Genomic DNA, 24,169 nt, shown 5'->3' with positions numbered 1-24,169 from the left:
TGACCGCCCCTTCCGGACCGCCCTCCCCGGGCCGCCGTCCCTTCCGGGCCATCCGTTCCGGGCGCGCCTTCCCGCCGCCGTACCCGACGAGTCAGAGAGCCGCAGGCACATGTCCACCCCCGAGCTGATCTCCCCGCGTTCCCCGCGCGTCGTCGCCGCCCGGCGGCTCGCCAAGCGCAACTTCCGGGGCAAGGACCGCCTCTTCATCGCCGAGGGCCCCCAGGCCGTCCGCGAGGCCGTCGAGCACCGCGGCAGCACCGGAGAGCCCACCCTCGTCGAGCTCTTCACCACCGTCGAGGCGGCCGAGCGCTACGCCGCCATCGTCGACGCCGCCCGTGCCGCCGGCGCCCGCGTCCACTTCGCCTCCGACGCCGTCCTCGCCGAGGTCTCCCAGACCGTCACCCCGCAGGGCCTCGTCGGCGTCTGCCGCTTCCTCGACTCGCCGTTCGAGGAGATCATCGCCGCCAAGCCCAAGCTGGTCGCCGTCCTCGCGCACGTCCGCGACCCCGGGAACGCCGGCACCGTACTGCGCTGCGCCGACGCGGCCGGCGCCGACGCCGTCGTCCTCACCGACGCCTCCGTCGACCTGTACAACCCCAAGTCCGTCCGCGCCTCCGTCGGCTCCCTCTTCCACCTTCCGGTGGCCGTCGGCGTCCCCGTCGAGCAGGCCGTCGCCGGACTCAAGGACGCGGGGGTACGGATCCTCGCCGCCGACGGGGCCGGCCAGGACGACCTCGACGACGAGCTCGACGCCGGCACCATGGGCGGACCCACCGCCTGGATCTTCGGCAACGAGGCCTGGGGGCTGCCCGAGGAGACCCGGGCGCTCGCCGACGCCGTCGTCCGCGTCCCGATCCACGGCAAGGCCGAGAGCCTCAACCTCGCCACCGCAGCCGCGGTCTGCCTGTACGCCTCCGCCCGCGCCCAGCGCCCCCGAACCTCCGCCTGAACGGTCCATTCCGCCCTCCCCGCCCAGTAGAGTGACGCACTCGGGGGCCCACTGCACGGCACGAAGGGGTGGGGAACGGGGATGACGGTCGGCACGGACAGTCCCGCACAGGCACGGAGCGCCGTGCCGCACGCCCCGGAGCCGCCCGAGCCCGGCCTCACGGCCGCGGCCGGATTCGCCGGGGTCGATCCCGACGACCTGCCCGACGGTCTCGTCATCGCCGACGAGACCGGCCGGGTCGTCTGCTTCAACGCCGCGGCCGGCCGCATCACCGCCGTCCCCGCCGCACGGGCCCTCGGCCTCCCCCTGGACCAGGCGCTGCCCCTGGAGGACCTCAAGGGACGCCGCTGGTGGGCCCTGACCGATCCGTACGGCGGCCTCTCCATCCGCCGCGGCCAGCCCGAGCGCAACCTGCTGCTCCCCGGCGGCCGCGAGGTCCTCGTCTCCGCCCGGTACGTCCGGGAGCACCCCACCGGACCCGTCCGCCGGGTCGTGGTCTCCCTGCGCGGCACCGAGGCGCGCCGCCGCACCGAGCGCAGCCACGCCGAGCTCATCGCCACCGTCGCCCACGAACTGCGCTCCCCGCTCACCTCCGTGAAGGGCTTCACCGCCACCCTCCTCGACAAGTGGGAGCGGTTCAACGACGAGCAGAAGCGGCTCATGCTGGAGACCGTCGACGCCGACGCGGGCCGCATCAAGCGGCTCATCGCCGAACTCCTCGACATCTCCCGGATCGACTCCGGCCGGCTCGAAGTGCGCCGCCAGCCCGTCGACATCGCCGCCGCCGTCGGCCGGCACATCCAGGTGCACACCACCGGTGGCCAGTCCCCGGACCGTTTCTTCGTACGGATCAGGCCACAGCTGCCCGCGCTCTGGGCCGACCCCGACAAGATCGACCAGATCCTCGGGAACCTCCTCGAAAATGCGGTGCGCCACGGCGAGGGAACCGTCACCATCGAGGTGGCACCCACCACGCTGGGCGACGACGGAGAACAGGGGACGGAGGTCACCGTGAGCGACGAGGGACCCGGCATCCCCGAAGCGTCGATGAGCCGCGTCTTCACCCGCTTCTGGCGGGGCAGCAAGCGCGGCGGCACCGGCCTCGGCCTCTACATCGTCAAGGGAGTCGTCGAGGCCCACGGCGGCACCATCACCGTCGGACGCGGTCCCCGTGGCGGGGCCGAGTTCCGATTTATCCTGCCCGTCGGCACCCCGGCCCACCTCCTCTGACGTCTCAGCAGTCGAGACCGTACGAGATCAGTGGCCGCCCGGCCTGCCCACGGGCTCATTCGCGTCCCCGCGCCCCGTTAGACTCGTCCTTTGGCACGTTTGCGCCCTTGACGTCGAGCGGGGCCGCCCAGCCAGCCAACGGAAGCACGGGAAGAGATGTCCGCACCCAATAAGTCGTACGACCCGGTTGAGGTCGAGGCACTGAAACCGGAAGAGATCGAGCGCATGCGGGACGAGGCGCTCGCCGCCTTCGCCGCCGCGGGCGACCTCGACGCGCTCGCGCACGCGAAGACGGCGCACACCGGTGGCACCTCGCCGCTGGCGCTCGCCAACCGGGAGATCGGTGCCCTGCCGCCGCAGGCCAAGGCCGCCGCCGGAAAGCTCGTGGGCCAGGCCCGCGGCATCGTCTCCAAGGCGCTCGCCGCCCGGCAGACCGAGCTGGAGGCCGAGCGCGACGCGCGCGTCCTCGTCGAGGAGGCCGTCGACGTCACCCTGCCGTACGACCGCGTCCCGGCCGGTGCCCGGCACCCGCTGACCACCCTCATGGAGCGCGTCGCCGACGTGTTCGTCTCCATGGGCTACGAGGTCGCCGAGGGCCCCGAGGTCGAGGCGGAGTGGTTCAACTTCGACGCCCTCAACTTCGTCCCGGACCACCCGGCCCGGCAGATGCAGGACACCTTCTTCGTCCAGGGAACCTCCGCCGAGGGGACAGCGACGACCGGTGACGAGTCCGGCGTCGTGCTCCGTACCCACACCTCGCCGGTCCAGGCCCGCACCCTCATCGACCGGGAGCCCCCGGTCTACGTCGTGTGTCCCGGCCGCGTCTACCGCACCGACGAGCTCGACGCCACGCACACCCCGGTCTTCCACCAGATCGAGCTGCTCGCCGTCGACGAGGGCCTGACCATGGCCGACCTCAAGGGCACCCTCGACCACATGGTCCAGGCGCTCTTCGGCCCGGACATGAAGACCCGGCTGCGGCCGAACTTCTTCCCCTTCACCGAGCCGTCCGCAGAGATGGACATGCTCTGCTACGTCTGCCGCGGCGAGTCCGTCGGCAACCCGGACCGTCCCTGCCGCACCTGCGGCAGCGAGGGCTGGATCGAGCTCGGTGGCTGCGGCATGGTCAACCCGAAGGTGCTCGTCGCCTGCGGTGTGGACCCCGAGAAGTACAGCGGATTCGCCTTCGGGTTCGGCATCGAGCGGATGCTGATGTTCCGCCACAACGTCGAAGACATGCGAGACATGGTCGAGGGTGACGTCCGGTTCACCCGGCCGTTCGGGATGGAGATCTGATGCGGGTCCCGCTTTCTTGGCTGCGGGAGTACGTCGACCTGCCGGCGACGGAGACCGGGCGTGACGTCCAGGCCAAGCTCATTTCGGCAGGCCTCGAGGTCGAGACGGTCGAGCAGCTCGGCGCCGGCCTGACCGGCCCGCTGGTGGTCGGCAAGGTCCTCACCATCGAGGAGCTGACGGAGTTCAAGAAGCCCATCCGCTTCTGCACCGTCGACGTCGGCCAGGCCAACGGCACCGGCGAGCCCCAGGAGATCATCTGCGGCGCCCGGAACTTCGCCGAGGGCGACAAGGTCGTCGTGGCCCTGCCCGGCGCCGTGCTCCCCGGGGACTTCCGGATCGCCGAGCGCAAGACGTACGGCCGCGTCTCCCGGGGCATGATCTGCTCCGGCGACGAGCTCGGCATGGGAGACGACGGCACGCACGGCATCATCGTGCTGCCGCCGGAGCACGAGGTCGGCACCGACGCCACGGTCCTCCTCGAGCTCTTCGACGAGGTCCTCGACATCGCCGTCACCCCGGACCGCGGCTACTGCCTCTCGATCCGCGGTGTCGCCCGCGAGACGGCCACCGCCTACGGCCTGCCGCTGCGCGACCCGGCGCTCCTCGACGTGCCCGCGCCCAACTCGTACGGCTACCCGGTCCGGATCGCCGACCCGATCGGCTGCGACCGCTTCACGGCCCGCACGGTCGTGGGTCTCGACCCCGAGGCCCGCAGCCCGATCTGGCTGCAGCGCCGCCTGCAGAAGGTCGGCATGCGCCCGATCTCGCTCGCCGTCGACATCACCAACTACGTGATGATCGAGCTCGGCCAGCCGCTGCACGCCTACGACCGCAGCCGCATCGACGGCCCCATCGGGGTCCGCCGCGCCGCCGCCGGCGAGAAGTTCACCACCCTCGACGGCACCCCGCGCGTCCTCGACTCCGGGGACCTGGTCATCACCGACAACCGCGGGCCGATCGGCCTCGCCGGTGTCATGGGCGGTGCCAACACCGAGATCGCCGACCCGGTCACCGACCCGGAGACCGGCATCGTCACCGGCACCACCGAGGTCGTCATCGAGGCCGCGCACTTCGACGCGATCTCGATCGCCCGCACGGCCCGCCGCCACAAGCTGGCCTCCGAGGCGTCCAAGCGCTTCGAGCGCGGTGTCGACCCGCAGGCCGCCGCCGCGGCGGCGCAGCGCACGGTCGACCTCCTCGTGCTCCTCGCGGGCGGCACCGCCGAGGCCGGCGTCACCGAGATCGCCGCCCCGTCCGCGCCGCACACCATCACCATGCCGGCGAACCACCCCGACAAGGTGGCGGGCGTGGACTACGGCCGTGAGATCGTCGTCCGCCGCCTCCAGGAGGTCGGCTGCGACGTCTACGGCCAGGACGAGCTCGTCGTCACCGTCCCGTCGTGGCGTCCCGACCTCTACGTGCCGAACGACCTGGCCGAAGAGGTCATCCGCCTGGAGGGCTACGAGAACCTGCCCTCCACGCTGCCGAAGCCCCCGGCCGGCCGCGGGCTCACCGAGCGCCAGCGCACCCACCGCCGGGTGGGCCGTGCCCTGGCCGGCGCCGGCTACGTCGAGGCGCTGAACTACCCGTTCATCGGCGAGCAGGCCCTCGACCAGCTCGGTCTCGACGCGGACGACGCCCGTCGCCGCCTCGTGAAGCTGGTCAACCCGCTCTCCGACGAGGAGCCCGCGCTCCGTACGACCCTGCTCCCGGGTCTGCTCGGTGCGCTCCGCCGCAACGACAGCCGCGGCAGCCACGACCTGGCGCTCTTCGAGACCGGTCTGGTCTTCCGTCCCACCGAGGGTCAGCCGGGCCAGGCCGTCCGTCTGGGCGTCGACCGCCGCCCCTCCGACGAGGAGATCGCCCGCGTCAACGCCGCGCTGCCCGAGCAGCCGCGCCGCGCCGCCGTCGTCCTCGCCGGTGCGCGCGAGCAGGCCGGCTGGTGGGGCAAGGGCCGCCCGTCCGACTGGGCGGACGCGATCGAGGCCGGCCGGACCGTGGCCGCCGAGGCCGGGGTCGAGCTGATCATCAGCGCCGACCAGCACGCGCCCTGGCACCCGGGCCGCTGCGCCGCGTTCCACGTCGAGGTGGACGGCGAGAAGGTCCTCGTCGGCCACGCCGGCGAGCTCCACCCGCGCGTGGTCAAGGCGTTCGGCCTCCCGGCCCGCGCCTGCGCGATGGAGATCGACCTGGACCTCCTGGAGAAGGCGAACGAGGGCCCGGTGAAGGCCCCCCGGATCTCCTCCTTCCCGGTCGCCACCCAGGACGTCGCCCTGGTCGTCGCCTCCGACGTCCCGGCCGCCGAGGTCGAGGCCGCCCTCGTCGAGGGCGCGGGTGAACTCCTGGAGTCCATCCGGCTGTTCGACGTCTACACCGGCGACCAGCTCGGCGAGGGCAGCAAGTCCCTGGCGTACGCCTTGAAGTTCCGTGCCACGGACCGCACCCTGACCGTCGACGAGGCCAGCGCGGCCCGCGACGCCGCGGTGGCCCTGGCCGCCGAGCGCACGGGCGCCGTCCTGCGCGGCGCGTAAGGCACACCCACGGCCGGAGGGCCGCCGCCGGGAGTCCCGGCGGCGGCCCTCCGCCGTTTCCCGCACCGGCTTCCCGCCCGCCTGACAAGCCCGCGGCCGTGAGGTGGAATGGTCGTGGGAGGCGTCATGGACGTGGCTGCGGAACTCGAAAGGGCCCGGGAAGCCTTCGCCCGCCAGGCATGGTCGGACGCCTACACCGGATTCTCGGACGCCGACGGCGAGCAGCCGCTCGGCCCCGACGACCTCGTGCGCCTGGCCACCGCCGCCTACCTGACCGGACACGACACGGAGTGCGGGGCCGCGACCGAGCGTGCCCATCAGGCGTACCTGAGCCTCGGCGAGACGGCGCGCGCGGTGCGGTGTGCCTTCTGGCTGGCCCTGCCCCTGCTCCTGCGGGGCGAGACGGCCCGGGGCGGCGGCTGGCTCGCCCGGGCCCATCGGCTCCTCGACGAGGGCCGGCTCGACTGCGTGGAACGGGGCTATCTGCTGGTCCCGCAGGCAATCCGGCTCGTCTACAAGCGCGACCACGCATCGGCGTACGCACTCTTCACCGAGGCCGCCGCGATCGGCGAACGCTTCGGGGATCCGGACCTCGTGGCCCTGGCCCGGCACGGGCAGGGCCGGGCGCTGATCGCCGGAGGCGAGGCCGCCGCCGGGGTGGACCTGCTCGACGAGATCATGATCGCGGTCACGTCCGGCGAGCTGTCCCCGCTCGTCACGGGAATCATCTACTGCAGCGTCATCGAGGCCTGCCAGGAGCTCTTCGATCTGCGCCGCGCGCAGGAGTGGACGGCGGCGCTGTCCGACTGGTGTGCCTCCCAGCCGGATCTCGTGCCCTACCGGGGCCAGTGCCTGGTCCACCGCTCCCAGGTCCTGCAGACACGCGGCGCGTGGCCCGACGCGCTGGACGAGGCACGGCGGGCGTGCGAACGGCTCTCCGAACCGCTGAATCGGCCCGTGCTCGGCATGGCCCTCTACCAGCAGGCCGAGCTGCACCGGGTGCGCGGCGCCCTCGGTACGGCGGAGGAGGGCTACCGCAGGGCCGGCGAGTACGGGAACCCGGCGCAGCCGGGCCTGGCACTGCTGTGGCTGGCGCAGGGCCGGGTCGACGACGCGGCCGCGGCGATCCGGGGCGCGGCGGACGAGCGGCCCGACCGGCTGCGCCGGGCTAGGGTGCTGGCCGCGTACGTGGAGATCATGCTGGCCGCCGACGACGCGGCCGCGGCCCGGGCCGCCGCGGACGAGCTGTCGCGGACCGCCGACGCCATCGGCGCGCCGCTGCTGCGCGCCGTCGCCGCCCATGCGCGCGGGGCGGTGCTCCTGGCCGAGGGCGACGCCGCGGCGGCGGTCGACGCGCTGCTCGACGCCTGCCGGACCTGGGGCGAACTCGAAGCCCCCTACGACCGGGCGCGTTCCCTCGTGCTGCTCGGCCTCGCCCGGGAACGGCTGGGGGACTCGGGTACGGCGCAGCTGGAGCTGGACGCGGCGCGCCAGGTCCTCCGGCGGCTCGGCGCGGCCCCCGACCTGGCCCGGCTCGACGGGCTCACCCGCGGGCGGCCACGGGACGACGCCGGGCTCAGCCCCCGGGAGATCGAGGTCCTGCGGCTCGTCGCCACCGGCAGGACCAACCACGCGATAGCAGCCGAGCTGGTGCTCAGCGAGAAGACGGTGGCCCGGCACCTGAGCAACATCTTCGGCAAGCTAGGCCTCTCCTCCCGGTCCGCGGCCACGGCGTACGCCTACGAGCACGACCTGGTCGAACGGCGATGGGCAGAATGACCCACCGCCGTCGCGCCGCGGGATTGGGGCGTTCTCCCGAAGCACGCACTCCTGTCGGCCGCCTAGCGTGGAACTCGGGACCGACACCCGGCGTCGGTCCCGGGACCGAACGAGGAGGCCGGCGATGAACCCCACCGACAGGACGGAACACATCGAGACGGTCGTCGTCGGAGCCGGTCAGGCGGGTCTCGCCACCGGGTACCACCTCTCCCGGCGCGGCCGGCCGTTCGTGATCCTGGACGGCATGGCCAGGGTCGGCGACAACTGGCGGTGCCACTGGGACTCGCTGCGGCTGTTCACCCCGGCGCGGGTGGCCTCGCTGCCCGGCATGCGCTTTCCGGCGCCGCCGATGTCCTTTCCCACCAAGGACGAGATGGCCGACTTCCTGGAGACGTACGCCGAGACCTTCGGCCTGCCCGTCCGCACCGGTACGCGCGTCACCCGGGTGGGCCGGGAGGACGGGAAGTACGTCGTGGAGACCGGCACGTCGACCTATGTGTGCGACCACGTCGTGATCGCCTCGGGGACGTTCGGCCGGACCCCGTACGTCCCCGGATTCGCCGGCGCGCTCGACCCGCGCCTCACCCAGCTGCACTCCAGCGCGTACAAGAACCCGGACCAGCTGCGGCCCGGCGGCGTGCTGGTGGTCGGCGCCTCGCACTCCGGCGGGGACATCGCCTACGAGGTGGGCGCGGCCGGCCACCCGACCGTGCTCAGCGGCACGATCCACGGCGAGATCCCCTTCGACATCGAGGGCCGCCCGGCGCACGCGGTCTACCCCGTGCTGTGGTTCGTGGCGCGGCACGTGCTCACCCTGCGGACGCCCCTCGGCCGCCGGATCCGGCCCGACGTCAGGGCCCACGGCGGGCCGCTGATCCGCGTCAAGCGGGCCGATCTCGCCCGCGTCGGCGTCGAGACGGCTTCGGAGCGGACCGTCGCCGCGCGCGACGGCCTCCCGGTCCTCGACGGCGGCCGGGTCCTCGACGTCGCGAACGTCGTCTGGTGCACCGGATTCCGGCAGGACTTCTCCTGGATCGACCTCCCGGTCACCGGTGAGGACGGCTGGCCGCTGGAGCGGCGCGGTGTGGTGACCTCGTCGCCCGGGCTGTACTTCGTCGGCCTGGCCTTCCAGTACGCCTTCGCGTCGATGCTCGTCGGCGGCGCGGGCCGGGACGCGGAGCACGTCGTGAACCACCTGGTGAAGCACCTCGCGGACGGCGCCGTGGACCGGCCGGCCTCAGCGAAGGTCCCCGCGTAGCCCTGGCGGGGCGGGCATCGTGGACACGATGACACGGCGGTGCCGGGTGCGCCGGCACCTGGCCCGGGCACGGCGGTACGGGGCCGAGGGCCGGTACGCCGAGGCCGAGCGCGAGCTGCGCGCGGCCTTCCGGCTCGCCCGCAGCGCGGCCGGCCCCGCTTCTGCCGAGGCGGCCGAGGCGGCAGCCGCGCTGGGCATCCTGCTCGAAGCGCTGGGCCGGCCCTCGGAGGCGGAGGAGACCCTGCGATTCGCGCTGCACCTGTACGAGCGCGCGTACGGGCCCGACGATCCGCGCCTCGCTGCGCCGCTGAACGCGCTGGGCGCGGTCCGGCAACGGCGCGGCGACCTGACCGGCGCCGAGCGGCTCTACGCACGGGTCATGGGCATCGCGGCCGGCCCGCCGGCCCGACCGGCCGCACAGCCGTACGCGATGGCCGCGGCCGGCCGATTCCCGCCTCTGCGTACGGGACTCCCACGTCCGTGCGGATGGCGCGACCGTGGCGAGGGGCGGCGTGGGCGTGGCGCTCACTCCTTCGGGTGAGATGTCTGGCGGATGTTCCCCCGTGACCGGCCCCGTCGGCAGAATCGACGCGGCCGCAGGGGCGGACCTGTGTGCCGCAGGGCCTTCGGGCGCTGTCGGGGCTCGGGAAGGGCCGTGCATGATCCGTACCAGGTCGTTGCTCGCCGAGGGCTCCCGGCTCCGCCGGCCGGCCTCGCTCGTTCTTCCCGTCGCCTGGGGCGCCGTGGCCGTGGCGTGGAAGTTCGGCTGTCCGCTGGCCCGGCAGCCGGGGCTGCCCATGCGGATCGCCACCAGCGTCGTCTTCCTCACCGTCGGCATCGGCCTGGTCCTCGGCATCCGCCACGGCCTCGTACAGGAACTGGCGCGGGCCCGGGCCGTCGCGGCCGCCACCCAGCGGGTCCTGCTGCGCCCGCCGCCGGCCCGGCTCGACGGTCTCGCGCTGGCCGCCGGGCAGCTGTCGGCCTCCCGGGGCGCCTCCGTCGGCGGGGACCTGTACGAGGCGGTGGCCACCCCCTACGGGGTACGGATCGTCATCGGGGACGTCCGGGGCCACGGTCTCGCCGCGCTCGGCGCGGTCGTCGCGGTGCTCGGCAGCTTCCGCGAGGCCGCCCACGACGAGCCCGAACTCGGCGGTGTGCTCCGGAGGTTGGAGCGCGCCCTGGAACGCCATCTGCGGGAGCGGGCGCGGGACGAGCACCCGGCGCGGGCCGGGGCGGAGCCCGAGCATCCGGCGGCGGAGGAGTTCGTCACCCTGCTGCTCGTGGAGGTCCGGTCCGACGGCCGCCTCGCCGTCCTCAACTGCGGTCACCCCGGCCCGTACCGCCTCGGACACCGCGTGGAGCGGCTCCCGGTCGGGGACCCGCTGCCCCCGCTCGGGGTGCTGCCGCTGCCCGCCGGGATCGCGCCGTACACGGCGGCCCGGCTGCTGCCCGGCGAGACGCTGGTCCTGCACACCGACGGCGCGGAGGAGGCCCGTGACCACCGGGGCCGGTTCTTCGCGCTCGACGCCGCGCTCGCCGGTCTGCCCGGCGAGGCGCCCGCCGCCCTGGTCCACCGGGTCCACGCGGCGCTGCTGGACCACACGGGCGGCCGGCTCGCGGACGACATCGCGCTCCTCGTCGTACGCAACGACCGTGTCCGGGTGCCGGCGCAGCCCGCCGAACCCGGGCTGCGCCGTCCCCGGCCCGCCCCCTCCTCCCACTGTTGAGCGGAGGGGACCGGGACGGGCGCCGCCCGCCCCGCCACGGAGTGTCGGGCAGATCAGCGGGGCGGGCGACGCGGACCGGGCGGCCGCACTGTACGAGGGGGAGCCGGCGGCCCGGTCGTCGCCTTGCGGCGAGAAGCACAGTCAACCGGGGCCGGGACGAGCGTGGCAGAGTACGCGGACCGGGAGAACGGGTACTTCGTTCACACCCCGTGCGAAATCGGCCGCCGCTACGCTGAGTTCCCCCAGCGAGCGGAGCGGCCACACGAGTGAGCGGAGCGGCGATGCGAGCGACCGGAGCGGTCATGCAGCCCAACACCCTGCTCGACGCCCTGCTCGACGAAGCGGGTGTGTCGAACGCCGGCCTGGCCGCCCATGTGAACAGGGCGGGCCGGGCCAGGGGCCTCGCCCTGCGGTACGAACACACCGCCGTGGCCCGCTGGTTGAAGGGCCAGCGGCCGCGCGGCCAGGTGCCGGACCTGATCTGCGAGGTGCTCGCCGCCCGGCTGCGCCGGCAGGTGACCCTGGACGACATCGGCCTCGGGGTGCCGGGCGGCCCGCCGCCGGCGGCCGGTTCGCCGCTCTCCGGCTTCGTGGAGCGGGCGGCGGCGCTGTGGCGCTCCGACGAGCAGCAGCGGCCGCACATCGTCGCCGCCCCGGCCGTGACCGGCACTCCGGCGGTGATGCCGGTGTGGGAGTGGGAGAACCCGCCGGAGGACGTGGACGTCTCCCGTACGGGACGGACCACGGTCTCGGCGGCCGACATCACCGTCCTGACCGCCGCCCGCTCGCACTACGAGCAGATGTACCGCAGGACCGGCGGCATCGCGACCCGGGCCCGGATCGTCGGCTTCCTCAACACCGAGACCGCGCCGCTGCTCCGGGGCGCGTACAGCGACGCGCTCGGCCGCCGGCTGCACCGGGCCGCCGGCGGGCTGGTGGCGGTGGCCGGGATCTGCGCGTACGACGCGGACGCGCACGGCCTGGCCCAGCGCTACTTCCACCAGGCGCTGCGGCTCGCGAAGGCGAGCGGGGACCGGGGGCTGGGCGCGTACGTGATCGCACTCCTCGTCAACCAGTCGCTGTTCATGGGGGAGTACCGGCAGGCGGTGGCGTTCGCGGAGGCGGCGCTGCGGGCGGCGGGGCCGCAGATCACCCCGGCGCTCGCCGCCGATCTGACGGCGATGCAGGCGAAGGCGTACGCGCATCTGGGCGACGGGACGGCCGCGTTGGCCTGCATCCGGCGGGCCGAGTCGGCCGCGGAGCGGATCAGCCCGGGGGAGGAGCCGGTCGAGACCGGCTACGTCCAGCCGGGGTTCGTCAATGTGCAGGTGGCGGAGGCCCTCCTCGGTCTGGGTGAACTCGACGCGGCCCATGAGCACGCGTCGGCGGCGGTCGGGACGCCCTCGCACGACCGGGGGCGGGTGCACCGGCTCGCCATGCTGTGCCAGATCGAACTGCGGCAGGGGGAGGCGGACGGGGCGGCGCGCACGGCGGTGGAGATGACGGAGCGGGCGCGGGGGATGGAGTCGCGGCGGCTGCGGGACCGGCTCACTCAGGTGCGGGAGCATCTCCTCGCGAGCGGCGGCGGGGACGCCCGGGAGGCGGCCGCTCTCATCGAAGGGGCACTGCGCGTTCCCCTATGAGTCGCAAACTGCTGCGATATTGCCACCAAACAAGCACCGACCGATCGGAAGGTGGCAAGAACGTGCAGTGGACGAAACTGAGCGAACGCTCCGTCTATGAGAATCGCTGGTTCCGAGTGAACCTCGCGGACGTCGAACTCCCGGACGGCCGCCACCTCGACCACTATCTGATCCGGCTCCGCCCGGTCGCCGTCGCGACGGCCGTCAACGACGCCGACGAAGTCCTGATGCTCTGGCGCCACCGCTTCATCACCGACAGCTGGGGCTGGGAGCTGGCCGCCGGCGTCGTCGAGGACGGAGAGGACCTCGAAACCGCCGCCGCCCGTGAGATGGAGGAGGAGACCGGCTGGCGGCCGGGGCCGCTGCGCCATCTCCTCACCGTCGAGCCCTCGAACGGCCTGACGGACGCCCGCCACCACCTCTACTGGGCGGAGCAGGCCACGTACACGGGACCGCCCGAGGACGCGTTCGAGTCCTCACGGCGGGCCTGGGTCCCGCTGAAACAGATCCCCGACATGATCGCCCGGGGCGAGATCCCGGCCGCCAACATGGCCGCCGGACTGCTGATGCTCCACCATCTGCGCTTCGGCTGAGACGCGGGGGAGCGAAGTGCCGGACGGCCCGTACCTGTGCGGTGGTGCGGGCCGTCCGGCCGGAGTGGCGGCGTCAGGGGTCGGACGCCGCACTCCGGGTCTTGGTGCGGACTCCTGGGCAGGAGTACGGCTCAGGAGTACGGGTAGAAGCCCGAGCCCGTCTTCCGGCCGAGCCGGCCCGCGTCCACCATGCGCTGGAGCAGCGGGGGAGCGGCGTACAGGGGCTCCTTGAACTCGGAGTACATCGAGTCGGCGATCGACGCGATCGTGTCCAGGCCGATCAGGTCGGAGAGCTTCAGCGGGCCCATCGGGTGGGCGCAGCCGAACTCCATGCCGTTGTCGATGTCCTCGCGGCTCGCGATGCCCGACTCGAACATCCGGATCGCCGAGAGCAGGTACGGCACGAGCAGCGCGTTGACCACGAAGCCGGAGCGGTCCTGGGCGCGGATCGCGTGCTTGCCGAGCACCTTCTCCGCGAAGGCCTGGGCCCGGCTGATCGTGCCCTCGGAGGTGGTGAGCGCCGGGATCAGCTCGACGAGCTTCTGCACCGGGGCCGGGTTGAAGAAGTGGATGCCGATGACCTGGTCGGGGCGGGAGGTCGCCACGGCCAGCTTGACCAGCGGGATGGAGGAGGTGTTCGAGGCCAGGATCGCGTCCGGCCGGGTGATCACCTGGTCGAGGACCTGGAAGATCTCGGTCTTGACCTGCTCGTTCTCGACGACCGCCTCGATGACGAGGTCGCGGTCGGCGAACTCGCCCAGGTCGGTGGTGAAGCTGAGACGGGCGAGCGTCGCGTCCCGCTCCTCCTCGCTGATCTTGCCGCGTTCGGCGGCCTTGTTCAGCGAGTTGTAGAGCCGCGTGCGGCCGATCTCCAGCGCCTCGCCGGTGGTCTCGGCGACCTTCACCTCGAGCCCGCTCCGGGCACACACCTCTGCGATGCCCGCGCCCATCTGGCCGCAGCCCACCACTCCGACGCGCTCAATGTCGGCCATGGAGTCCGTCACCTCGTGCCTTTCGCTCTTCTCCGGCGGCGGGGGCCCGTGTGATTCCGGGTGCGTCCGCCTCTACCCCCACGACGTTACCGCTCATTAACCGATGATCGATCGTCCGGGGCGGGCATGCTGTCCGGGTGCGTGTGACGTATCCGACAGAGGAGGGGTACAAGTGCGGCCTATCGGCAGAAGAGGGTTCGTCGCCGGCGCCACCGGAGCGGCGCTCGCCGTGACGGGAACGACAGTGGCGTCGGCGGCCGACGCCGAGCAGTCGTTACGGGAGAAGCCGCGGTCCGGACGCGGGAAGCCGCACCGCGGGCGGGAGTTCCGCGGCATGTGGCTGGCCACGGTCGCCAACCGAGACTGGCCCTCCCGGGCCGGCCTGCCCGCCGAACGGCAGCGCGCCGAACTCCTCCGCCACCTGGACACCGCGGTCGAGCGCCGGCTCAACACGGTGGTCCTCCAGGTCCGGCCCACCGCCGACGCGCTGTGGCCCTCGCCGTACGAGCCCTGGGCGCAGTACCTGACAGGGACGCAGGGCCGGGATCCCGGCTGGGACCCGCTGGGGACGGCCGTCGACGAGGCCCATGCGCGGGGGCTCGAACTGCACGCCTGGTTCAACCCGTACCGCGTGGCGAATCACACGGACCCGAGCCGGCTCGTCGCGGACCATCCGGCCCGGCTCCACCCGGACTGGGTGCTGCCCCACGGCGGGAAGCTCTACTACAACCCGGGGCTGCCCGAGGTCCGGAGCTTCGTCCAGGACGCGATGCTGGACGCGCTGCGCCGCTACGACATCGACGCCGTGCACTGGGACGACTACTTCTATCCGTACCCGGTGGCCGGGCAGGTCTTCGCCGACGACGAGGCGTACGCGCGGTACGGCGGGGACTTCCCCGACAAGGCGTCCTGGCGGCGGAACAACACCGATCTGCTGGTCTCCGAGATGGCCGTCCGGATCAAGGAGACCAGGAAGCACACGGCCTTCGGGATCAGCCCCTTCGGGGTCTGGCGGAACATCGCCACCGACCCGGCGGGCTCGGACACCCGCGCCGGGGTCCAGACGTACGACGACCTGTACGCCGACACCCGGAAGTGGATCCGGGAAGGCTGGATCGACTACGTGATCCCGCAGCTGTACTGGAACATCGGGCTGCCCGCGGCCGACTACGCCAAGCTGCTGCCCTGGTGGGACACGGTGGTCCGGGACACGGGCGTCGGCCTCTACATCGGCGAGGCGCTCTACAAGGCGGGCGATCCCGCCCAGCCCGCGGCCTGGCAGGACCCGCGGGAGCTCTCACGCCATCTGGCCCTGGCGCACACGTACCCCTCCGTCGGCGGTCACTGCTTCTTCTCCGCGAAGGAGGTCGCGGCGGACCCGATCGGGGCGATGACCACCGTGGTGGCCGATCACTACCCGACCGGGGTCCGTCCTCCGAAGTAGGGACTCAGCCCGTCCCCGGCTCCGGGCGATGGCGTACGACGGAGTCGGGGCCAGGCGACACCAGGGCCTCGTGACCATCGTCGTCGAACTTCACGCGGTACGGGGGAGCGCCGTTCTCCCCCAATACCTGAAGGACCTCGGCCGTGCGGTCGTGATGACCGACGGTCCGGCCGTGTACCAGCAGCTTGTCGCCCTTGCTCGCCTGCATCGGGCTGACCTCCTCGCGACCGGGCTTGTCCTGTCCTGTACTGCGCAGGGTCTCTCTGTCATTGTGACCCGCTTCGCCCGGATTCGTCGCGTCAGCTCTTCGCCCGCTGAGTGACCGCGATGCAGACCAGGACCGCCACCGCTGCGACCGGGGCGGCGAGCGGCAGGGTCTCGTCGAGGAGGAAGACCGACCAGAAGAGGGTGAGGAGCGGCTGGGCGAGCTGGAGCTGGCTGGCCTTGGGGATGCCGATCGCGGCCATGCCGCGGTACCAGACGTACAGGCCGAAGAAGGTGGAGCCGGCGGCGACCCAGGCGAGGCCGATGACGCCGTGCGCGTTCAGGTGGACCGGCTCGATCGACAGCGTCACGGCCGAGGCGGCCACCATCAGCGGCAGGCAGAGGACCAGGGCCCAGCCGATGACCTGCCAGCCCGGCATGAGCGCGGCGAGCCGGCCGCCCTCGGTGTAACCGGCCGCGCACACGAGCAGCGCGCCGAACAGGTACAGATCGCCCGTGGAGAAGGTGCCGCCGCTCTCCTTGAGCGTGAAGCCCAGCGCCACCAGGGCGCCGGAGACGGCCGCGATCCAGAAGGTACGGGAGGGCCGGCGGCCGGTCCGCACGGCGGCGAGGCTCGCCGTGGTGAGCGGCAGGAGGCCCACGACCACGGCGGCGTGCGAGGTGGTGGAGGTCTGCAGGGCCAGCGTGGTCAGGAGCGGGAAGCCGATGACGACACCGCAGGCGACCACCGCGAGGCCCGCCCAGTGGCGGCGCTCGGGCAGCGGCACCCGGCCGGCGAGGAGGAAGGCGCCGGCGATGAGCGCGGCGAGGGTGGAGCGCACGGCCACCAGCGACCAGGGGCCGAAGCTCTCCAGGCCCCAGACGGTCGAGGGGAAGGTGAGGGAGAAGGAGATCACGCCGAGCCCGGCGAGCAGGGTGCCGCTGGTCCGGGGGGTGGAGGCGGCCGGGGCCGTGGTGCCGGTGGACCCGGTCCTGGGGGATCCGGTGGTCGTGACCGCTATCGCGGTCAGGGCAGTAGCGCTATCCTGTGTTCTCATGCATGAGCGTAGCAGTGTCGCGGAACTGGCGAAATCCCTGAGAGCGGAACTCGACCGCTACTCTCCCGGTGGGAAACTGCCATCGAGCCGGGCGCTCGTCGAGCGCTTCCACGTCTCCCCGGTCACCGTCACCCGGGCCCTCGCCCAGCTCGCCGCCGAAGGTCTCGTCGTCACCCGCCCCGGCGCCGGTGCCTTCCGCGCCGCACCGCGCACCGCCACCCCGGTCGCCGGGGACACCTCCTGGCAGGAGGTCGCCCTCAGTGCCGACACCGCCACCGACCTCGTCCCCCGGGCCGTCGACGCCTCCGGGGTCCTCGTCACCCTCTCCGCACCCCCGCCCGGCGTGATCGAGTTCAACGGCGGCTACCTCCACCCCTCGCTCCAGCCCGAGAGTGCCCTGGCCGCCGCCCTCGCCCGGGCCGGTCGCCGCCCCGGAGCCTGGGGCAGACCGCCCACCGACGGCCTGCCCGAACTGCGCGAATGGTTCGCCCGCGAGATCGGCGGCAGCATCACCGCCGCCGACGTGCTCGTCACCGCCGGCGGCCAGTCCGCGATCGCCACCGCTCTGCGCGCCCTCGCCTCACCCGGCACCCCCGTCCTCGTCGAGTCGCCCACCTACCCCGGCATGCTCGCCGTCGCCCGCGCCGCCGGACTCCGCCCCGTCCCCGTGCCCGCCGACGTCGACGGGGTCCGCCCCGAACTCCTCGAAGCCGCCTTCCGGGCCACCGGCGCCCGCGTCTTCGTCTGCCAGCCGCTCTTCCAGAACCCGATGGGGACCACATTGAGCCCCGAGCGCCGGCGCGAGGTCGTGCGCATCGCCCGCGCCGCCGGGGCCTTCGTCGTCGAGGACGACTTCGCCCGCCGCCTCGTCCACGCGGACGCGGCGCCGCTCCCCGCACCGCTCGTCGCCGACGACCCCGACGGCGTCGTCGTCCACGTCCGCTCGCTCACCAAGATCACCTCGGCGAGCCTCCGCGTCGGCGCCCTCGCCGCCCGCGGGCCCGTCCTGGAACGACTGCGCGCCATCCAGGTCGTCGACAGCTTCTTCGTCCCCCGGCCCCTCCAGGAGGCCGCGCTCGAACTCGTCGGCTCCCCGGCCTGGCCCCGCCACCTCCGGGCGGTCGCCCAGGAGCTCAAGAGCCGCCGCGAGGTCATGACCGGCGCCCTCGCCCTCCGCCTCCCCGAACTCGCCCTCCCGCACATCCCCTCCGGCGGATACCAGCTCTGGCTGCGCCTCCCCGACACCCTCCCCGAGGCCTCCCTCCTGGCCGCCGCCCTGCGCGCCGGGGTCGCCGCCGCCCCCGGCCGCCCGTACTTCTGCGCAGAACCCCCGGCCGGCCACATCCGGCTGAGTTTCGCGGGTGTCGCGGGCCCCACGGAGATCGCCGAGGGCGTCCGCCGCCTGCGGACGGCGGTCGACGAGCTCACCGGCTGACCCGGAGGCGGGCCGCACCGGAACCCGGCGCGGCCCGCCCCCCTCGTCCATGGCCCGGGGCAAATTCGCCTGACAAGCCCCGCGCCCCCTGGAAGCCTTCTCCCATGAGCGACGGCATCAACCCCGACACCCCCGACACCCCCGTCATGCACGGGGCGTACGAGATCTCAGCCGACCCCGCCCGGATCGACGCGGCCCGCGTCCACCACTGGCTCTCCACCGACGCCTACTGGGCGCTCGGCCGACCTCGGGAGAAGCAGGACAGCGCCATCGCGGGCTCGCTGAACCTCGGCGCCTACCACCGGGAGACCGGCGAGATGAGCGCCTACGCGCGCGTCGTCACCGACTACGCCACCTTCGCCTGGCTCTGCGACGTCTACGTCGACCGCCCGGCCCGCGGCACCGGACTCGGCACCGCGCTCGTCACCGCCGTCCGCGACCACCTCGCCCCCTACGGCCTGCGCCGCGTCATGCTCGCCACCGCCGACGCGCACGGCGTGTACGAGAAGGTGGGTTTCACGCCACTGCAGAATCCGGACAAGTGGATGGCACTCGGACAGCAGTGAGCCCACCCCCCTCCGGCCCCGCCGACAACCCCTTGACCAGCGGAGCCACCGGCCTCACCATCGCGGCCATGAGTCTTCGGGTGACGCTCGTCACGGCGGCACGCAGCTCCTCCCTGCTCGCCGAACGCTTCGACGACGACCGGCCGCTCGACGAGGCCGGCTGGTACGAGGTGCAGCAGGCCGCGCCCGCGCTCATCCCGCTCGGCGCGGCCGAACTGCGCTACTGCTCCCCGACCCCGCGCAGCCGCGCCACCGGCACCGCCCTCGGCTACGCGCCGCTCGCCCAGCCCGCCCTCCGCGACTGCGACATGGGCCGCTGGCGGGGCCTCACCCTCGCCGAGGTCGCCGCCCTCGAACCGGCCGCCGTCGACGCCTGGCTCACCGACGCCCGCACCGCCCCGCACGGCGGCGAACCCCTCCTCGCCTTCATCACCCGGATAGGCAACTGGCTCGACACCCGTCCCGCCGAGGACGGCTCCATCGTCGCCGTCGCCGAACCCTCCGTCGTACGGGCCGCCCTCGTGTACGCCCTCAAGGCACCCCCCGCCACCTACTGGAACGTCGACGTCCGCCCCCTCTCCACGATCACCCTCACCGGCCGGCCCGGCCTCTGGCACCTCCAGCTCGCCACCGCACCGCGCTGACGGCTCTCCGGCCGCGCCCGAAGGTGGGGAACCGGGCGCCCGACCGGCTAGCCTGAGACCACGATGAACCGTTTGAGCACGTCATGGGGCGCCTTCACGCTGACCCGCTACCCCGAGGACCCGCGCGACCAGCTCCGCGCCTGGGACGCGTCCGACGAGTACCTCCTCGGGCACCTCGCCGAGGCCGGGACCGACCTCTCCGGCACCGTCGCCGTCCTCGGCGACCGCTGGGGAGCCCTCGTCACCGCGCTCCAGGCCGCGGGACCCCGCGAACTCGTCCAGATCACCGACTCGTACCTCGGCGGTCAGGCCACCCGGGCCAACCTCGCGCGCGCCGGGGCCGCCCCGGACGCCGTCCGGCTCCTCACCACCCAGGACCCGCCCCCCGAGCGGATCGACGTGCTCCTCGTCCGCGTCCCCAAGAGCCTCGCTCTCCTGGAGGACCAGCTCCACCGGCTCGCGCCCGCCGTGCACGAAGGCACCGTGATCGTCGGCACGGGCATGGTCAAGGACATCCACACCTCCACGCTCAAGCTCTTCGAGCGGATCCTCGGCCCCACCCGCACCTCGCTCGCGGTGAAGAAGGCCCGGCTGATCCACACCACCCCCGATTCGTCCCTCACGCCCGGGCCGAGCCCGTGGCCCCTCCGGTACGCCCTCCCTCCGGACACCCCCGCGCCCGGACTCCCCGGGCTCACCGTCACCAACCACGCCGGCGTCTTCTGCGCCGACCGCCTCGACATCGGCACCCGCTTCTTCCTCGCGAACCTGCCCGGCGGCCTCGGCCGGGCCCGCGTCGCCGACCTCGGCTGCGGCAACGGCGTCGTCGGCCTCGCCATCGCCCTCCACGAACCCGAGGCGGAACTGGTCTTCACCGACGAGTCGTACCCGGCGGTCGCCTCGGCGGAGGAGAACTTCCGCGCCCATGTGGGACCGGACCGCAAGGCCGAGTTTCTCGTCGGCGACGGCCTCACCGGGCTCGCCCCCGGCTCGATGGACCTCGTCCTCAACAACCCGCCGTTCCACAGCCACCAGGCCACCACCGACCGCACCGCCCGCCGGATGTTCTCGGACGCGCGGCGCGCGCTGCGTCCCGGCGGCGAGCTGTGGGTCATCGGCAACCGGCACCTCGGGTACCACGTCACCCTCCGCCGCATCTTCGGCAACAGCGAACTCGTGGCCAGCGACTCGAAGTTCGTGGTGCTGCGCGCCGTACGCAAGGCGTAGCCCCGGCGGGCGCGCCAAGGTGGACGACGAACGGATCGTCGACGGTTCGCAGTGGGCTCGGGCAGGAGTTCCGCGCATCGGTGATCATGCCTCCACGCTAGGACGCCCGGCCGCGGCCGGCCTCAGGGATCTCCCCGGCCCGGCACGGACTTGACCCTGACCCGCGGGTCAGGGTTTACGGTCCCGCCGACCCGACCGAACTCCTCCTGGAGCGCCCTCATGGCCACCCACCGCGAGATCCGGCTGCGCACCCGACCCGAGCGCGGCCTCCCGGCACCCGAGCACCTCGCACTCGTCCACGCCGCCCTCCCCGTCCCGGCCCCCGGCGAAGTCCTCGTCAGAAACCGCTGGTTCGCGGTCTCCGCCGCACTGCGGACCCTGATCGGGGGCGGACTCAAGGGGGCCCCGTTCCCGCCCGTCGAACCCGGCGACCCCCTCATCGGCGCGGCCGTCGGCGAGGTCGTCTCCGCCCCGGACGGCAGCGGCCTGCGCCCCGGAGACCTCGTCTCCCACTGGCAGGGCTGGCGCGAGTACGCCACCGTGCCCGCGGCCGGCTGCACGCCCCTCGGCGATACCCTGCCCGACCCCGTCGCCCACCTCTCCCAGGGCCGGACCGCGTATGCCGCCCTCACCCGCGGCACCGAGGTGCGCGCGGGGGACACGGTCCTGGTCACCGGCGGCGCCGGCGCGGTCGGCACGATGGCCGGGCAGATCGCCCGGCTCCTCGGCGCGGGCCGGGTGATCGGCACCACCGGCTCCCCGGCCAAGGCCGAGCGGCTCGTCACCGAACTCGGCTACGACGCCGCCGTCGTCCGCGGGGCCCACGCACCCTTCGCCGCGCAGCTCGCCGAAGCCGCGCCCGAGGGCATCGACGTCCTCCTCGACACGGTCGGCGGCGAGCAGCTGAGCGCGGCGGTCGCCGCTGCCCGCCCCGGTGCGCGAGCCGTCCTCGTCGGCGCCCTGTCCGGCCAGCTGGATCCGGAGGGGACCGGCGCCACCGCGCGCGTGGAGCTCGATTCGTACCCGCTCGTCCTCAAACGCGTCTCCCTGCGTGGCTTCAGCCCGCTCGACCACCCGGAGGCGGAGGCCGAGTGGCACAGCAGGTTCGGCGACTGGCTGCGTGCCGGGGAGATCACCTTCCCGCACGTCAGGGTGTCGGGCATGGATCGGGCCGCCGAGGCGTTGCGGGAGGTGATGGAGGGACGGCATCTCGGCGCGGTCGTGGTCGAGTTGCCCTGACGGCGACGGCGACGGCGACGGCGACGGCAGCGGGGCGGTGATGGGGGCGCGGACGGTGACGGCGACTGGGGCGGGGGCGCGGACGGTGGCGGCGACTGGCCCTGGTCGTGGCCACGGCGATGGCCGCGGCCACCAACCGGCGCGGCCCCGGCAGTCGGCGCGGGCCCCGGCGGCCGGCGCTGGCCCCGGCAGTCGGCGCGGGCCCCGGCGGCCGGCGCGGCCCCGGCGGCCGGCCCGGTCAGGGCGGCACCCATGGCCACGGTTCACGGTCGCGACCGTCCCCGCGACGAAGCGAAGGGCGGACGGCATGCGGATAGGCGACGCGGCGGCAGCGGCGGGGACCACACCCCGGGCCCTGCGCCTCTACGAGCAGCGGGGCCTCCTCCCGCCCCCGGACCGCACCGCCACCGGCCAGCGGCGCTACGGCCCGGAGGACGTCGCACGCGTCCGCGTCGTGCGGGAACTCCTCGCCCTCGGCCTGACGATCGAGGACGTACGCGCGTGCGTGGACCGTCTTTCGCTTCTCGACGTGGACGCGATCCGTTCCCGCCGGGTCCCCGAGGGCGTCTGCGTGCGGGCGTCCCCGGTCGTGAGCCGCCGGCTCGCGGCCCTCGACACGGAGATCGCCCGCCTCACGCGTCAGCGCGACGAACTGGCGGCCCGTACTGCCTCGCCGCCGCACCCGGACACCCCCGCCACCGCGACCGGCTGACGGGCGCTCACGCCAGGGCGACCAGCTCCCGGTACTCGGCGTTCCACAGGTCCTCGTCGGCGTCAGGCAGCAGCAGGACCCGCTCCGGGCGCAGCGCGTCGATCGCGCCCTCGTCGTGCGTGACCATCACGATCGCGCCCGGATACGTGCCCACGGCGGCCAGGACCTCGTCGCGAGAGGCGGGATCCAGGTTGTTGGTGGGCTCGTCCAGGAGCAGCACGTTCGCACCGGAGTGGACCAGGGCGGCCAGGGCCAGCCGCGTCTTCTCGCCGCCGGAGAGCACCCCGGCCGGCTTGTCGGCGTCGTCGCCCCGGAACAGGAACGCGCCGAGCACCCTCCGTACCTCACCGTCCGTCAGGTGGGGAGCGGCCGCCGCGAGGTTCTCCCGGACCGTGCGCTCCGGATCGAGCGTCTCGTGCTCCTGGGCGAAGTAGCCGAGCCGCAGCCCGTGCCCGTGCACGACCCGCCCCGCGTCGGGCGCCTCCTGGCCGGCGAGGAGCCGCAGCAGGGTCGTCTTGCCGGCGCCGTTGAGCCCGAGGACGACGAGGCGGCTGCCCCGGTCGACGGCCAGGTCCACCCCGTCGAGCACCGGCCCCTGCCCGTACGCCTTGCTGAGAGACACGGCCCCCAGCGGTGTCCGGCCGCAGGGGGCGGGCTCGGGCAGCCGGATGCGGGCGACCCGCTCGGCCTGCCGTGCCGGGTCGAGCCCGGCGAGCATGCGGTCGGCCCGGCGGGCCATGCTGCGGGCCGTCGTCGCCGTCGCCACGCGGGACTTCATGCGGTCCGCCTGCGCGTGCAGGGCGGCCGCCTTCCGTTCGGCGTTGGCGCGCTCGCGCACCCGGCGCCGCTCGTCGGCGTCCCGCTGGGCGAGGTACGCGTCCCAGCCGGTGTTGTGGACGTCCAGCGCGGCCCGCTGCGGATCGAGGTGGAAGACCCGGTTCACGGTGTCGGCGAGCAGCCGCACGTCGTGGCTGATCAGGACGAGTCCGCCCCGGTGGGCGGCGAGATGGCCGCGCAGCCAGCCGATCGAGTCGGCGTCCAGGTGGTTGGTCGGCTCGTCGAGCAGCAGCGTGCCGTCGTGGCCGTGACCGGCGAAGAGGATCCGGGCCAGCTCGACCCGGCGCTTCTGGCCGCCGGACAGCCGGCCGACGGGCCGGTCCATGAGCTCGACGGGCAGGCCGAGACCGGCGGCGACCCGGGCCGCCTCGGCCTCCGCCGCGTACCCGCCGCCCGCCTCGAAGGCGGTCTCGGCCGCGTCGTACGCGGCGAGCGCCCGGGCGTCGGGCGCCTCGCCGAGCCGCCGGGCCGCCTCCGCGAGCCGCCGGACCGCCCGGTCGAGGCCGCGCGCGGACAGGATCCGGTCGGTGACGGTCACGGAGGGGTCGGCGGCCCGCGAGTCCTGCGCGAGATGGCCGACGGAGCCGGTGCGGGTGATGCCGCCGGCGGCCGGGGCACGCAGCCCGGCCAGGGTGTCGAGGAGGGTGGTCTTGCCGGCGCCGTTGCGGCCGACCAGGCCGATCCGGTCGCCGGGGGCGACGTGGAAGGAGACGTCGGACAGCAGGAGCCGGGCGCCGACGCGCACGTCGGCACCACGAACGGTGATCATGGGATTACGCTCCGAACAAGCTTGAGGACACACGGG

At 73.9% G+C, this 24,169-nt stretch carries 21 protein-coding genes; 17 read left to right on the top strand and 4 right to left on the bottom strand.

Annotated features, from left to right (window positions below; all coding sequences use genetic code 11):
- Positions 1–109: 109 nt before the first annotated feature.
- The 10 genes from ABT041_RS25840 to ABT041_RS25795 all read left to right on the top strand — a co-directional run bounded on the left by ABT041_RS25840 (position 110) and on the right by ABT041_RS25795 (position 13,006).
- Positions 110–949, top strand: coding sequence for a TrmH family RNA methyltransferase (locus ABT041_RS25840; RefSeq protein ID WP_351188281.1), 840 nt, complete (start codon positions 110–112; stop codon positions 947–949).
- A gap of 81 nt (positions 950–1,030) precedes the next feature.
- Positions 1,031–2,179: a sensor histidine kinase gene (locus tag ABT041_RS25835; protein ID WP_351188279.1), complete on the top strand. Its 1,149-nt coding sequence runs from the start codon at positions 1,031–1,033 to the stop codon at positions 2,177–2,179.
- A 156-nt stretch (positions 2,180–2,335) separates the two neighbouring features.
- Positions 2,336–3,475: a phenylalanine--tRNA ligase subunit alpha gene (gene pheS / locus ABT041_RS25830; protein WP_351188277.1), complete on the top strand. Its 1,140-nt coding sequence runs from the start codon at positions 2,336–2,338 to the stop codon at positions 3,473–3,475.
- Positions 3,475–6,006 (top strand): phenylalanine--tRNA ligase subunit beta, encoded by a 2,532-nt coding sequence (pheT, locus tag ABT041_RS25825; protein WP_351188275.1) that lies wholly within the window; start codon positions 3,475–3,477, stop codon positions 6,004–6,006. Before pheS ends, pheT begins: the two co-directional genes overlap by 1 nt.
- 126 nt (positions 6,007–6,132) lie before the next feature.
- The gene (locus tag ABT041_RS25820) at positions 6,133–7,785 is read left to right on the top strand and encodes a LuxR C-terminal-related transcriptional regulator (RefSeq protein WP_351188273.1); all 1,653 of its coding nucleotides are present in this window, start codon (positions 6,133–6,135) and stop codon (positions 7,783–7,785) included.
- A 124-nt stretch (positions 7,786–7,909) separates the two neighbouring features.
- Positions 7,910–9,043: a flavin-containing monooxygenase gene (locus ABT041_RS25815; protein ID WP_351188271.1), complete on the top strand. Its 1,134-nt coding sequence runs from the start codon at positions 7,910–7,912 to the stop codon at positions 9,041–9,043.
- 28 nt (positions 9,044–9,071) lie between these two features.
- Positions 9,072–9,584: a tetratricopeptide repeat protein gene (locus ABT041_RS25810; RefSeq protein ID WP_351188269.1), complete on the top strand. Its 513-nt coding sequence runs from the start codon at positions 9,072–9,074 to the stop codon at positions 9,582–9,584.
- Positions 9,585–9,702: 118 nt separating this feature from the next.
- The gene (locus tag ABT041_RS25805) at positions 9,703–10,770 is read left to right on the top strand and encodes a PP2C family protein-serine/threonine phosphatase (protein WP_351188267.1); all 1,068 of its coding nucleotides are present in this window, start codon (positions 9,703–9,705) and stop codon (positions 10,768–10,770) included.
- A gap of 302 nt (positions 10,771–11,072) precedes the next feature.
- Positions 11,073–12,413: an NsdA family TPR-like regulatory protein gene (locus tag ABT041_RS25800; RefSeq protein WP_351188265.1), complete on the top strand. Its 1,341-nt coding sequence runs from the start codon at positions 11,073–11,075 to the stop codon at positions 12,411–12,413.
- A gap of 62 nt (positions 12,414–12,475) precedes the next feature.
- Complete coding sequence (locus tag ABT041_RS25795; RefSeq protein ID WP_351188263.1) at positions 12,476–13,006, top strand: NUDIX hydrolase; 531 nt, start codon at positions 12,476–12,478, stop codon at positions 13,004–13,006.
- Positions 13,007–13,137: 131 nt separating this feature from the next.
- Here the strand turns inward: ABT041_RS25795 and ABT041_RS25790 are convergent, their stop codons facing one another.
- Entirely contained in the window at positions 13,138–13,998 is an 861-nt protein-coding gene (locus ABT041_RS25790; RefSeq protein WP_190160426.1) for a 3-hydroxybutyryl-CoA dehydrogenase, read from the bottom strand.
- A 172-nt stretch (positions 13,999–14,170) separates the two neighbouring features.
- Between ABT041_RS25790 and ABT041_RS25785 the strand changes: the two genes are divergently transcribed.
- On the top strand, positions 14,171–15,442 hold the full coding sequence (locus tag ABT041_RS25785) for a glycoside hydrolase family 10-like protein (RefSeq protein ID WP_351188260.1): 1,272 nt from the start codon (positions 14,171–14,173) through the stop codon (positions 15,440–15,442).
- 4 nt (positions 15,443–15,446) lie between these two features.
- On the opposite strand, the gene ABT041_RS25780 is transcribed toward ABT041_RS25785, so the two are convergent.
- Both ABT041_RS25780 and ABT041_RS25775 read right to left on the bottom strand, forming a co-directional pair.
- Positions 15,447–15,650: a DUF1918 domain-containing protein gene (locus ABT041_RS25780; RefSeq protein WP_351188258.1), complete on the bottom strand. Its 204-nt coding sequence runs from the start codon at positions 15,648–15,650 to the stop codon at positions 15,447–15,449.
- Between the two features lie 91 nt (positions 15,651–15,741).
- Entirely contained in the window at positions 15,742–16,704 is a 963-nt protein-coding gene (locus tag ABT041_RS25775) for a DMT family transporter (RefSeq protein WP_351188256.1), read from the bottom strand.
- Here ABT041_RS25775 and ABT041_RS25770 point away from each other — a divergent pair.
- From ABT041_RS25770 to ABT041_RS25745, 6 genes are all read left to right on the top strand, one after another.
- Complete coding sequence (locus tag ABT041_RS25770; protein ID WP_351188254.1) at positions 16,703–18,139, top strand: aminotransferase-like domain-containing protein; 1,437 nt, start codon at positions 16,703–16,705, stop codon at positions 18,137–18,139. The genes ABT041_RS25775 and ABT041_RS25770 overlap by 2 nt on opposite strands.
- Before the next feature lie 104 nt (positions 18,140–18,243).
- Positions 18,244–18,705 carry a GNAT family N-acetyltransferase gene (locus tag ABT041_RS25765; RefSeq protein WP_351188252.1) on the top strand — a complete coding sequence of 154 codons (462 nt, stop codon included), beginning with the start codon at positions 18,244–18,246 and terminating at the stop codon, positions 18,703–18,705.
- 68 nt (positions 18,706–18,773) lie between these two features.
- Positions 18,774–19,349 carry a histidine phosphatase family protein gene (locus ABT041_RS25760; protein WP_351188250.1) on the top strand — a complete coding sequence of 192 codons (576 nt, stop codon included), beginning with the start codon at positions 18,774–18,776 and terminating at the stop codon, positions 19,347–19,349.
- Positions 19,350–19,412: 63 nt separating this feature from the next.
- Positions 19,413–20,576 (top strand): methyltransferase, encoded by a 1,164-nt coding sequence (locus tag ABT041_RS25755; RefSeq protein WP_351188248.1) that lies wholly within the window; start codon positions 19,413–19,415, stop codon positions 20,574–20,576.
- Between the two features lie 219 nt (positions 20,577–20,795).
- A complete protein-coding gene (locus ABT041_RS25750) occupies positions 20,796–21,815 on the top strand; it encodes an MDR family NADP-dependent oxidoreductase (protein WP_351188246.1) in 1,020 nt (339 codons plus the stop codon).
- Between the two features lie 307 nt (positions 21,816–22,122).
- Positions 22,123–22,527 carry a MerR family transcriptional regulator gene (locus ABT041_RS25745; RefSeq protein ID WP_351188244.1) on the top strand — a complete coding sequence of 135 codons (405 nt, stop codon included), beginning with the start codon at positions 22,123–22,125 and terminating at the stop codon, positions 22,525–22,527.
- A 7-nt stretch (positions 22,528–22,534) separates the two neighbouring features.
- Here ABT041_RS25745 and ABT041_RS25740 read toward each other — a convergent pair whose 3' ends face one another.
- Positions 22,535–24,133 (bottom strand): ABC-F family ATP-binding cassette domain-containing protein, encoded by a 1,599-nt coding sequence (locus tag ABT041_RS25740; protein ID WP_351188242.1) that lies wholly within the window; start codon positions 24,131–24,133, stop codon positions 22,535–22,537.
- Between the last annotated feature and the right edge of the window lie 36 nt (positions 24,134–24,169).

Source organism: Streptomyces sp. NPDC002825 (assembly GCF_040295385.1).
In the GTDB taxonomy this organism is placed as follows: domain Bacteria; phylum Actinomycetota; class Actinomycetes; order Streptomycetales; family Streptomycetaceae; genus Streptomyces.
This window is presented reverse-complemented; position numbering and strand designations above follow the sequence as displayed.

Coding starts and splice junctions, on each gene's coding strand:
- ABT041_RS25760 (WP_351188250.1), top strand. CDS start 18,774: ATGAGTCTTCGGGTGACGCTCGTCACGGCGGCACGCAGCTCCTCCCTG.
- ABT041_RS25790 (WP_190160426.1), bottom strand. CDS start 13,998: ATGGCCGACATTGAGCGCGTCGGAGTGGTGGGCTGCGGCCAGATGGGC.
- ABT041_RS25780 (WP_351188258.1), bottom strand. CDS start 15,650: ATGCAGGCGAGCAAGGGCGACAAGCTGCTGGTACACGGCCGGACCGTC.
- pheT (WP_351188275.1), top strand. CDS start 3,475: ATGCGGGTCCCGCTTTCTTGGCTGCGGGAGTACGTCGACCTGCCGGCG.
- pheS (WP_351188277.1), top strand. CDS start 2,336: ATGTCCGCACCCAATAAGTCGTACGACCCGGTTGAGGTCGAGGCACTG.
- ABT041_RS25775 (WP_351188256.1), bottom strand. CDS start 16,704: ATGAGAACACAGGATAGCGCTACTGCCCTGACCGCGATAGCGGTCACG.
- ABT041_RS25740 (WP_351188242.1), bottom strand. CDS start 24,133: ATGATCACCGTTCGTGGTGCCGACGTGCGCGTCGGCGCCCGGCTCCTG.
- ABT041_RS25755 (WP_351188248.1), top strand. CDS start 19,413: ATGAACCGTTTGAGCACGTCATGGGGCGCCTTCACGCTGACCCGCTAC.
- ABT041_RS25805 (WP_351188267.1), top strand. CDS start 9,703: ATGATCCGTACCAGGTCGTTGCTCGCCGAGGGCTCCCGGCTCCGCCGG.
- ABT041_RS25765 (WP_351188252.1), top strand. CDS start 18,244: ATGAGCGACGGCATCAACCCCGACACCCCCGACACCCCCGTCATGCAC.
- ABT041_RS25820 (WP_351188273.1), top strand. CDS start 6,133: ATGGACGTGGCTGCGGAACTCGAAAGGGCCCGGGAAGCCTTCGCCCGC.
- ABT041_RS25835 (WP_351188279.1), top strand. CDS start 1,031: ATGACGGTCGGCACGGACAGTCCCGCACAGGCACGGAGCGCCGTGCCG.
- ABT041_RS25800 (WP_351188265.1), top strand. CDS start 11,073: ATGCAGCCCAACACCCTGCTCGACGCCCTGCTCGACGAAGCGGGTGTG.
- ABT041_RS25750 (WP_351188246.1), top strand. CDS start 20,796: ATGGCCACCCACCGCGAGATCCGGCTGCGCACCCGACCCGAGCGCGGC.
- ABT041_RS25810 (WP_351188269.1), top strand. CDS start 9,072: ATGACACGGCGGTGCCGGGTGCGCCGGCACCTGGCCCGGGCACGGCGG.
- ABT041_RS25745 (WP_351188244.1), top strand. CDS start 22,123: ATGCGGATAGGCGACGCGGCGGCAGCGGCGGGGACCACACCCCGGGCC.
- ABT041_RS25770 (WP_351188254.1), top strand. CDS start 16,703: ATGCATGAGCGTAGCAGTGTCGCGGAACTGGCGAAATCCCTGAGAGCG.
- ABT041_RS25815 (WP_351188271.1), top strand. CDS start 7,910: ATGAACCCCACCGACAGGACGGAACACATCGAGACGGTCGTCGTCGGA.
- ABT041_RS25840 (WP_351188281.1), top strand. CDS start 110: ATGTCCACCCCCGAGCTGATCTCCCCGCGTTCCCCGCGCGTCGTCGCC.